This window comes from Streptomyces sp. NH27 (genome assembly GCF_056859195.1).
In genome coordinates this window covers 1-10729 of sequence record NZ_JACEGK010000256.1, presented here as the reverse complement: position 1 = coordinate 10729, position 10729 = coordinate 1, and the positions used below count along the sequence as shown (strand labels likewise).

9 protein-coding genes are annotated in these 10729 nt (G+C 72.0%); all 9 read right to left on the bottom strand.

Annotated elements, in window-relative coordinates; translation table 11 throughout:
• A partial coding sequence (locus AC13HU_RS21040) for an MraY family glycosyltransferase (protein WP_483043462.1) occupies positions 1-1304 on the bottom strand: 1304 nt, incomplete at its 3' end.
• Between the two features lie 482 nt (positions 1305-1786).
• Positions 1787-2467: an arsenate reductase/protein-tyrosine-phosphatase family protein gene (locus tag AC13HU_RS21035; protein ID WP_483043461.1), complete on the bottom strand. Its 681-nt coding sequence runs from the start codon at positions 2465-2467 to the stop codon at positions 1787-1789.
• Complete coding sequence (locus AC13HU_RS21030; RefSeq protein WP_483043460.1) at positions 2464-3111, bottom strand: L-threonylcarbamoyladenylate synthase; 648 nt, start codon at positions 3109-3111, stop codon at positions 2464-2466. Before AC13HU_RS21030 ends, AC13HU_RS21035 begins: the two co-directional genes overlap by 4 nt.
• Before the next feature lie 179 nt (positions 3112-3290).
• Entirely contained in the window at positions 3291-4136 is an 846-nt protein-coding gene (prmC, locus tag AC13HU_RS21025; RefSeq protein ID WP_483043459.1) for a peptide chain release factor N(5)-glutamine methyltransferase, read from the bottom strand.
• Between the two features lie 13 nt (positions 4137-4149).
• Positions 4150-5229 (bottom strand): peptide chain release factor 1, encoded by a 1080-nt coding sequence (prfA, locus tag AC13HU_RS21020; protein ID WP_483043463.1) that lies wholly within the window; start codon positions 5227-5229, stop codon positions 4150-4152.
• 144 nt (positions 5230-5373) lie between these two features.
• Entirely contained in the window at positions 5374-5598 is a 225-nt protein-coding gene (rpmE, locus tag AC13HU_RS21015) for a 50S ribosomal protein L31 (protein ID WP_202236258.1), read from the bottom strand.
• Between the two features lie 193 nt (positions 5599-5791).
• Entirely contained in the window at positions 5792-6937 is a 1146-nt protein-coding gene (locus AC13HU_RS21010) for an LCP family protein (RefSeq protein WP_483043458.1), read from the bottom strand.
• Between the two features lie 230 nt (positions 6938-7167).
• On the bottom strand, positions 7168-9204 hold the full coding sequence (rho, locus tag AC13HU_RS21005) for a transcription termination factor Rho (protein ID WP_483043457.1): 2037 nt from the start codon (positions 9202-9204) through the stop codon (positions 7168-7170).
• Positions 9205-9566: 362 nt separating this feature from the next.
• Complete coding sequence (thrB, locus tag AC13HU_RS21000; protein ID WP_483043456.1) at positions 9567-10490, bottom strand: homoserine kinase; 924 nt, start codon at positions 10488-10490, stop codon at positions 9567-9569.
• Positions 10491-10729 lie beyond the last annotated feature (239 nt).

Genomic DNA, 10729 nt, shown 5'->3' with positions numbered 1-10729 from the left:
GGGTGGGTGGTCGTGGTGGCGGACCGTTCCGGCAGCCGGGGCCGATCGCCCACCGCCGTCGAGCCGTTGAGCGCCGGCCGGTCCGGGCCGCGCATCTCCCGCTCGGCCGCGGCCGCGGCGGCCGCCAGCCGGCGGCGCCTGCGGCGGTAGCGCGGCGGCACCACGGACTCCGCCCACCGCGGCGCGTGCGGCCGGAAGGCCGGCAACAGCAGCACCACCAGGCCGATCGCGCTCAGTGCCACGATCACCAGCACGATCCACAGGCTGGAGGAACTGACCGAGAACGCCACCGCGGAGAAGGCGAACAGCGCCGCCCAGAAGTACATGATCAGCACCGCGCGGCTGTGCGTGTGCCCCAACTCCAGCAGCCGGTGGTGCAGGTGGCCGCGGTCGGCGGCGAACGGCGACTGGCCGCGCCAGGTCCTGCGCACCACCGCGAGCACCAGGTCCGCGGCCGGGATCGCGATCATCGTCAGCGGCAGCAGCAGCGGCATGTAGACCGGCACCATGAAGTGCACGGTCTGCCGGGTGGACCCGGTGAAGTCGGTGATGGCGTCCGGGTCGACCTGCCCGGTGATCGAGATCGCACCGGACGCCAGCACCAGGCCGATCAGCATCGACCCGGAGTCGCCCATGAAGATCCGCGCCGGGTGGATGTTGTGCGGCAGGAAGCCGACGCACATGCCGATCAGGATCGCCGAGAAGAGCGTCGCGGGCGCGGCCTGCTCGATGCCGTAGCCGTACCACATCCGGTACGCGTACATGAAGAACGCGACGGACGCGATGCACACCATGCCGGCCGCGAGACCGTCGAGGCCGTCCACGAAGTTGACCGCGTTGATGGTGATCACCACCAGCGCGACGGTGAGCAGCGTGGACTGCACCGGGGTGAAGATGATCGTGCCGAAGCCCGGCACCGGCAGCCACAGGATGGCCAGCCCCTGGAAGACCATCACGCCGGCGGCGATCATCTGCACGCCGAGCTTGATCAGCGCGTCCACGCCCCACTTGTCGTCCAGCACGCCCAGCAGCCAGATCAGCCCGGCCCCGGAGAGCAGCGCCCGCGGCTCGCTGGAGAGCTTGAAGACCCCGGAGAGATTGCTGAGGTGCGCGGCGACCAGCAGCCCCGCGCACAGCCCGCCGAACATCGCCATGCCGCCCAGTCGCGGGATCGGCTCCTTGTGCACGTCGCGGTCGCGGATCGGGGGCATCGCGCCCGCCGCGATCGCGAACTTCCGCACCGGGCCGGTCAGCAGATAGGTGACGGCGGCGGAGACGCACAGGGTCAGCAGATACTCGCGCACAGGCAGCCTCCGACGTATTCGGGGGTGCGGCGGGCACGCGCACACGTCCGGGGGATCTTCACAGCGTCACACCCTAGTGGGGGCCGGGCCGGGACGGCGAACACCTGTCGAGACTCACAGGCGGCTTCGAGGGTTGCAGATGGCCGGTTGCGGGCATGTAACGGGATCGGGCTGACCCCGGTGGCCGCGAAAACCGCAGGTCGGCGGCGAGCGGGCCCGCGGCCCCCGACACAGGACGAATCGCGAGGCGGCCGGATAGCGACCAAGATCACGTTCCGGCCGCAGCCCGACGGCAGTCGGATCACGGACCGACCCTCGACGGGCGGATCGCGGAGGGGCGTTCGGAGGAGCGGCCGGTGGGGCGTTCTGAGCGGCAGCCGGCCGGCCCGGCAGCGGCGGATCGCGGACCCGCGGATCCCGGAGGGGAGCGCACCGTACGGTCGAGCGGCGGCCGGCTCACGGACGCGCGGCCGGACCCGTGTTCAGACGGTGGCCGGAATCCCGGTGAGCGCGGTCACCACCGGGTCGAGGGCGTCGTGGATCTCCTCGCCGATGCTGCGGAAGTACGAGATCGGGGCGCCGTACGGATCGTGCACCTCGTCGGCGTCCGGGCTGGGTGCCAGCAGCCAGCCGCGCAGCGCGGCCGCGGCGCGGACCAGCGCGCGGGCCCGCTCGGTGACGCTGCCGTCGGGCAGCGTGGCCGGGTCTATGGCCCGCACCAGCCGGGTGAACTCCTTGAGCGTGAAGGTGCGCAGGCCCGCCGCGTGGCCCATCGAGATGACCTGGGCACGGTGGTCGCGGGTGGCGGTGAGCACCAGGTCGGCGTCGATGACGTGGTCGTCGAGCAGCTCGCGACCGGTGAAGTCGGCCGGGTCCGCGCCGTGTTCGGCGAGCACCGCGGCGGCGTGCACCTCCATCGGGGCGCCTTCGTGGCCCCAGGTGCCCGCCGACTCCACGAGGATGGCGTCCGCGCCGGCACCCAGCCGCTGCGCGAGGCCGTGCCGCATCAGCCGCTCGGCCATCGGCGAGCGGCAGACATTGCCGGTGCACACGTGCAGGACGCGCAGCACGTCGAGGGGGGCGTGGGCGGGGTGGCCGCCTCCCCCGATTCCGGTCGGCGCAGTGGTGAACCCCCGTATGGCACGCCCGTCGGGCGTGGTCAACGGCGCTCCTCCAGATCGGGTACCACCTTGCGCAGCTCCTCGACGCTGATCGCGCCGGCCCGCAGCAGCACCGGCACCTTCCCGGTGACGTCGACGATCGAGGACGGCACGGCGGCGGGCGTGGGTCCGGCGTCGAGGTAGATCGCCACGGAGTCGCCGAGCATGCCCTGGGCGGCGTCGCAGTCCTGCGGGGACGGCATGCCGGTGAGGTTGGCGCTGGAGACGGCCATCGGGCCGGTCTCGGTGAGCAGTTCGATGGCCACCGGGTGCAGGGGCATGCGGACCGCCACGGTGCCGCGGGTGTCGCCCAGGTCCCAGCGCAGCGACGGCTGGTGCTTGGTGACGAGGGTCAACGCGCCCGGCCAGAAGGCGTCGACGAGCTCCCACGCGTGCTCGGAGAAGTCGGTGACGATGCCGTGCAGCGTGTTCGGGGAGCCCACCAGGACCGGCGACGGCATGGACCGGCCGCGGCCCTTGGCCTCCAGCAGGTCGCCGACCGCGTCCTTGTCGAAGGCGTCCGCGCCGATGCCGTAGACCGTGTCGGTCGGCAGCACCACGAGTTCGCCGCGCTTGACCGCCGAGGTGGCCTCGCGCAGCCCGGTGACCCGGTCGGTCGCGTCCGCGCAGTCGTATCGCCGTGCCATCTTTGTCTCCCTGCGTAGTGGCCTGACGTCCTGCCCACGGGCAGCGGTCAGGGCTTGGCCGTCATGAGGCTTGATGAAGCCGACCGAGAAGCCGCCTCGCGCCCGGGGCGGAGGAGTCGCCCGAGGCGGAGGAGTCACGAGATGACCTCCGGCAGGAGGCATCAGCAGAGCCCGGGGCATCAGGGCATCGCCTTGCGGGCAGTGGTGAATCGCGGCCGGTTGTTCAGGTCGGGATGGTCGGCCGCGTCCGCCCAGCCGGCGTCCTCCTTGAAGATCCACGGCACCTGGCCGCCCTGGGAGTCGGCGTGCTCGATGACGACGACGCCGCCGGGCCGCAGCAGGCGGTGCGCGGTGCGCTCGATGCCGCGGATGGTGTCGAGGCCGTCCTCGCCGGAGAACAGGGCGAGTTCGGGGTCGTGGTCCCGCGCTTCGGGTGCGACGTACTCCCACTCGGTGAGCGGGATGTAGGGCGGGTTGGAGACCACCAGGTCGACCTGGCCGTTGAGTTCGGGGAAGGCGGCGAGCGCGTCGCCGTGCCGCAGGTCGACCTTGCTGCCGGCGACGTTCTTACGGGCCCACTCCAGCGCCTGCTCGGACAGTTCCACCGCGTGCACCCGGGACCGGGGCACCTCCTGGGCCAGCGCCAGCGCGATCGCGCCGGAGCCGGTGCACAGGTCGACGATCAGCGGTTCGGCGACGTCCATGGCCCGGACCGCGTCTATGGCCCAGCCGACCACCGACTCCGTCTCCGGGCGGGGCACGAACACCCCTGGCCCGACCTGGAGTTCCAGGTAGCGGAAGAAGGCGCGGCCGGTGATGTGCTGGAGCGGTTCGCGGGCCTCGCGGCGGGCGACGGCCTCCCAGTAGCGCGCGTCGAAGTCCGCGTCGGCCACGGTGTGCAGCTCGCCGCGTTTGACCCCGTGCACGTACGCGGCCAGTTCCTCGGCGTCGAAGCGGGGCGAGGGCACGCCCGCGTCGGCGAGTCGCTGCGCGGCCTGGGCCACCTCGGCGAGCAGCAGGTTCACGTCCGCCCCCTTCTCAGCTGCCGTCGCCGGCCGCGGCCAGCTTCGCGGCGGAGTCGGCGTCCACGCATGCCTGGATCATCGCGTCGAGGTCTCCGTCGAGCACCTGGTCCAGGTTGTACGCCTTGAAGCCGACCCGGTGGTCGGAGATGCGGTTCTCCGGGAAGTTGTAGGTCCGGATGCGCTCGGAGCGGTCCACGGTGCGGACCTGGCTGCGGCGGGCGTCGGACGCCTCGCGCTCGGCCTCCTCCTGGGCGGCGGCCAGCAGCCGGGAGCGCAGGATGCGCATCGCCGACTCCTTGTTCTGCAGCTGGCTCTTCTCGTTCTGGCAGGAGACCACCAGGCCGGAGGGCAGGTGGGTGATCCGGACCGCGGAGTCGGTGGTGTTGACGGACTGCCCGCCGGGGCCGGAGGAGCGATAGACGTCGATCCGCAGCTCGTTGGCGTTGATCTCGACCTCGACCTCCTCGGCCTCCGGGGTGACCAGCACGCCGGCGGCGGAGGTGTGGATACGGCCCTGCGACTCGGTGGCCGGCACCCGCTGCACCCGGTGCACGCCGCCTTCGTACTTCAGCCGGGCCCACACGCCCTGGCCCGGCTCGTGGTTCGCCTTGGCCTTGACGGCGACCTGGACGTCCTTGTAGCCGCCGAGGTCGGAGGCGTTGGCGTCGAGGATCTCGGTCTTCCAGCCGACCCGCTCGGCGTACCGCAGATACATTCGCAGCAGGTCGCCGGCGAACAGCGCGGACTCCTCGCCGCCCTCGCCGGCCTTGACCTCCAGGATGACGTCCTTGTCGTCGCTGGGGTCGCGCGGCACCAGCAGCAGCCGCAGCCGGTCGGTCAGCTCCTCGCGGTGCTTCTCCAACTCCTTGACCTCGGCGGCGAACTCCGGGTCGTCGGCGGCCAGTTCGCGGGCGGTCTCGGCGTCGTCGCCGGTCTGCCGCCAGGAGCGGTAGGCGGCGATGATGGGGGTGAGTTCCGCGTACCGCTTGTTGAGCCGGCGGGCGTTGGCCTGGTCGGTGTGGACCGCGGGGTCGGCAAGCTGCTTTTCGAGGTCGGCATGTTCGCCGATCAGTTCCTCGACCGCCTCGAACATCATGGATTCCTGGAGGGGTAGGTGCTGCCTGGGGCCGGGGCGCCGTGGGACGGGCGCCGGCGGCTGGGACGCGGGGCAAGGACGACAAAGCGCCGGTCCGGTCACCCTGGGCTGGGCGACCGGAGGCCGGCGCTGGTCGGGGCGCTACTTCTTGGCGGACCCGGCGTTCTTGCCGAAGCGGGCCTCGAAGCGGGCCACGCGGCCGCCGGTGTCGAGGATCTTCTGCTTGCCCGTGTAGAACGGGTGGCACTCGGAGCACACATCCGCGCGGATCTGGCCGCTGGTCTCGGTGCTGCGGGTGGTGAACGAGGCGCCGCAGGTGCAGGTGACCTGGGTCTCTACGTACTCGGGGTGGATCTCGCGCTTCAAGGGTGCTCCTAGGTTCGGGAGGGCGCCGGGTCGCTCATGCGGGTTTGCCTGGGCGTGAACCGGGGCCAGCGGACCAGTCTGCCAGCACTGGCCGCAGCTACCAAAACCAGGTCCGGGCTCGGATAATTCCCGCGGCGTCCGCGCAGGTCAGCGAGGTGCGGGACGAGGGTGACGCGGCACGCGGGGTGGACGCCTACGGCGACGCCGACCCCGACGGCTTCGGGCCGGCCGGCGCCGTGCTGCCGCCGACCACCTTGCCCGCGTCGAGTCGGTCGGCGACCGAGCCCTTCGTGGCGCCGGCCGGGATCGGCTTGTCGGCGCGCAGCGCGGCCCACACGGTGTCGGCCTGCGCCTGGAGCGGTTCGACCCGGTTGGGGTTCGCGGGGTCGTAGCGCACCGGCAGCGTCACCATGTGCACGTTGCCGGAGTGCAGGTGCTGCACGCTCTCGGCGAGCCCTGTCAGCTTGTTCACCGAGCTGAGGCCGGTGTCGGTGGTGACCGCCTTGGTGGCGGTGTCGGCGACCGAGAACAGCTTCGTCGGGCTGGTGAACAGCCCCAGGCCGCCGATCCGGTCGATCAGCGCCTTGATGAACGCCTGCTGGAGCTGGATACGGCCCAGGTCGCTGCCGTCGGCGACGCCGTGCCGGGTGCGGACCAGGCCGAGCGCCTGGTCGCCGTTGAGGGTGTGGGTGCCGGCCGCCAGGTCGAGGTGGCTCTTGTCGTCGCGGATCGCCTTGGTGGTGGTCAGCGGCACCCCGCCGAGGTCGTTGACGAGGTTCTTGAAGCCGGTGAAGTCGACCTCGATGTAGTGGTCCATCCGCAGCCCGGTGAGCTGCTCGACGGTCTTGACCGCGCAGGCGGGGCCGCCGACCTCGTAGGCGGTGTTGAACATGACCTGCTGGCCGGCCGGCTGCACGGCGCCCTTGGCGCCGGTACAGGCCGGGCGGTCGACGAGGGTGTCGCGCGGGATGCTCACCACGCTCGCCGTGCGGTGGCCCTTGGCCAGGTGGACGATCATCGCGGTGTCGGAGCGCGCGGTGCCGCTGTCGTGGCCGTACGCGCGGTTCGCACCGGAGCGGGAGTCCGAGCCGAGCACCAGGATGTCCATCGAGCCGTTGTCGAGCCGGGCGGGGCGGTGGGTGCCCAGGGCGCCGTCGATGTCGACGCTGTGGATATTGGCGTTGAGCCGGTGGTAGAGGTATCCGGCGCCGGTCGCGCCGAGCAGCACCACTCCGGACGCGGTCCAGGCGACGATGTGCAGGGTGCGCCGGCGGCGTCGGCGGCCCGCTCCGGCCCCGCTGGGGCTGGAGCCGGTCCGCGGCTGCTGCTCGTCGGGCATGGCGGCTCCTCGGCTTCCTGAGCGTCCGGCGTCCCGAAGGTCCGCAGTCCGGACCCGCGGCTTCCCGATGCCGGGATTGTCTGGTGTGTCAGACGTTCCATCGTGCGCCCGGGTGACGGGGTGCCGCCATCCGAGGGGTGGGCCGCGGCCGGGCCGAAAACCGCGACCGCCCGCGTATCCCCAGTTCAGCGGGGATACGCGGGCGGTCTGACCGATTCTGGCGGTTACCGTCAGTCGTTGTTCTGGCCAGGGGCGGTCTTGGCGATCTGCATCAGGAACTCGGCGTTGGACTTGGTCTGCTTCATCTTGTCCAGCAGCAGCTCGATCGCCTGCTGCGAGTCGAGCGCGTGCAGCACCCGGCGCAGCTTCCAGACGATCGCCAACTCCTCGCGGTCCAGGAGGATTTCCTCCTTGCGGGTGCCGGACGGGTCGACGTCCACCGCGGGGAAGATCCGCTTGTCGGCGAGCTTCCGGTCGAGCCTGAGCTCCATGTTGCCGGTGCCCTTGAACTCCTCGAAGATCACCTCGTCCATCCGCGAGCCGGTCTCGACCAGCGCGGTGGCCAGGATGGTCAGCGAGCCGCCGTCCTCGATGTTGCGCGCGGCGCCGAAGAAGCGCTTCGGCGGGTAGAGCGCGGTCGAGTCGACACCACCGGACAGGATGCGGCCGGAGGCGGGCGCGGCCAGGTTGTAGGCGCGGCCCAGCCGGGTGATGGAGTCGAGCAGCACCACCACGTCGTGGCCCAGTTCCACCAGTCGCTTGGCCCGCTCGATGGCGAGTTCGGCGACGGTGGTGTGGTCCTCGGCGGGCCGGTCGAAGGTCGAGGAGATGACCTCGCCCTTCACCGAGCGCTGCATGTCGGTGACCTCTTCGGGCCGCTCGTCCACGAGGACGACCATCAGGTGGCACTCGGGGTTGTTGGTGGTGATCGCGTTGGCGACCGCCTGCATGATCATCGTCTTACCGGTTTTCGGCGGGGCGACGATCAGGCCGCGCTGGCCCTTGCCGATCGGCGAGACCAGGTCGATGATCCGCGTGGTCAGCACGCCCGGGTCGGTCTCCAACCGGAGCCGGTCCTGCGGGTACAGCGGGGTGAGCTTGTTGAACTCCGGGCGGCCACGGCCGGAGTCGGCGCCCATGCCGTTCGCGGAGTCGAGGCGGACCAGCGCGTTGAACTTCTCGCGCCGCTCGCCGTCCTTGGGCTGGCGCACCGCGCCGGTGACGTGGTCGCCCTTGCGCAGGCCGTTCTTACGGACCTGGGCGAGCGAGACGTACACGTCGTTCGGCCCCGGCAGGTAGCCCGAGGTGCGGATGAACGCGTAGTTGTCGAGGATGTCGAGAATGCCCGCGACGGGGATCAGCACATCGTCGTCGGCGACCTGCGGCTCGCCGCCGCCGGCGAACTCCTCCCGGCCGCGGCCACGGCCACGGCGGTCACGGTAGCGGCCACGGCGCCGGCCACGGCCCTCGCCGAACTCGTCGTCGTCCGGCTGACCGCCGCCCTGCCCGCCCTGCGGGTGCTGGCTGCCCTGGTGCTGCTGGGCGCTCTGGCCGCCGCTCTGCTGCTGGCGGTCCCGGCGGTTCTGGCCGCCGCTCTGCTGGTTGTCGCCGCCGTCCTCGCCACGGTTGCGCTGGCGGTCGCGCTGCCGCTCGCGACGGTCGCCACGCTGGCCGCGCTGGCGGTCCTGCCGGTCGTCCCCGGCGCCCTGCTTGGCGTCGCCGCCCTTGCCCTCGCGCCCCTCGGCGCTGTCGGCAGCGGCCTCGGCCGCCCGGTCGGCGCCGCGCTCGGCCTGCGCCCGCTCGCTCGCCGAAGCGGCGGCCTTCGCCTTCTCACCGGCCGGCTGGCCGGGGATCTCGATCTGCTGCTTCGCCTCCTTCGGCGCCTTCGCGGCCGGTGCGGCGGCCGCCGGGGCCTCGGTGGCCTCCGCGGCCTGCTCCAGCCGGGCCCGCGAGGTGGCGCGGCGCTTGGGCTTCTCGGCCGGCGCGCCGGCCGCGGGGGCGGGGGCGGACTTCTCGGCCGCGGCTCCGCCGCCGGCCTGGCGCTCCTTGATCGTCTCGATGAGCTGGCCCTTGCGCATCCGCGCGGTGCCCTTGATGCCGAGACCTGCGGCCACCTGCTGGAGTTCGGCCAGGACCATGCCCTCCAGGCCGGTCCCGGACCGGCGGCGCCGTGCGGCCGTGGCAGCACCGGCGGCAGGCGCGGCGGCTTCGGACGCGGCGACAGTGTTGTCTGCGCGCACGCCCATCAGATCGGTGGTGTCGCTCACGAAGGGTCCTTCCCTGGAGCGGGCGTCGGCCTGTCTGGCTCGGCGACCGGTCGTGCTGACCGGGTCTCGCGTTCCCGCTGCTTCGACCCGGGGCGGTGGTCTGCCTGATGGCGGCAGAAATACATAGATGCTCTCGGCACGGGAGAGAACTCGTACCGAATCCGGAGCGTGCTCGACACTTCCCGGACAGGCTGTCCGGCCGACCCGGACTGGCTGCCTATACGGTGTGGGAGGCTCCCGGAAGAAGTGCGGTCCCACTGCGGGGACACAGCCCATCGCGCCCAAAGGGCGGCGAATGCTGGCTTGAGGTTAACACTACCCGGTCCAACAGATATTCCCCCTCTCTTCGACCGGCAATCGTGTCACTGCCCACCTGTGAGTGGCAGGACACTCGCCCCGGCCGCGTCCAGCGCCAGGCGGTTGGCCGCCCAGCCGTCGCCCGCGAGCCGGGAGACCTTGTCCGCGGCGCCCTCGTCGGTGAGTGCGAGCACGGTCGGCCCGGCACCCGATACGACAGCAGGGACGCCCTGCGCGCGTAGACGGTTCACCAGCGCGATGGATTCAGGCATCGCCGGTGCCCGGTACTCCTGGTGCAACCGGTCCTCGGTGGCGGGCAGCAGCAGCTCGGGACGCCTGGTCAGCGCCTCGACCAGCAGCGCGGCCCGGCCCGCGTTCGCCGCGGCGTCCACATGCGGAACGGTACGGGGCAGCAGCCCGCGAGCGGTCTCGGTCAGCACCGGCACCCCCGGCACGAACACCACCGGAACCAGCGACCCGGCCGGCTCCATCCGGACCGCCCGTGCGGCCCCGCCCTCGGTCCAGGCCACCGTGAAGCCGCCCATCAGACACGCGGCGACGTTGTCGGGGTGACCCTCGATCTCGGTGGCCAACTCCAGCAGGGCGGTGTCGTCCAGCCCCGCCGGGCCGCCTATCGTCACCGCGCGGGCGGCCATGATGCCCGCGCAGATGGCGGCGGACGACGAGCCCAGGCCGCGGCCATGCGGAATGCGGTTCGCGCAGACCACCTCCAGGCCGCGCGGCTGGCCGCCGAGCAGGTCGAAAGCGGTGCGCAGGCTGCGGACCACCAGGTGCTTCTCGTCGCGCGGCAGCGTGTCGGCGCTCTCGCCGGCGATGTCCACGTGCAGGCCGGAGTCGGCGACGCGCACCACCAGGTCGTCGTACAACCCGAGCGCGAGACCGAACGCGTCGAAGCCGGGGCCGAGGTTCGCGCTGGTCGCGGGGACGCGCACTCGTACTGCGGCGGCGCGAAACGCGGGACCTGCCATCTTTCGACGAATCTCCTTGGTGCGTACGCCCTGCGGGCATGGCTCCGTTGCCAGGCGGCGAGGCGGGAAATGGCGATGCGGCGGCATCCGCCGGAACTCGGCGCGATTGCGCCGCTGGGGTAAGCCTATCGAAACAAGGTTCCCCCGCGACATAGGGCGCACGGACCGCGCGTGATGCGTGTCGCCTTCGCGGCGTGCGCCCCTTACGGGGGGTGCTGTTGGGGAGGGTGGTATTTGAG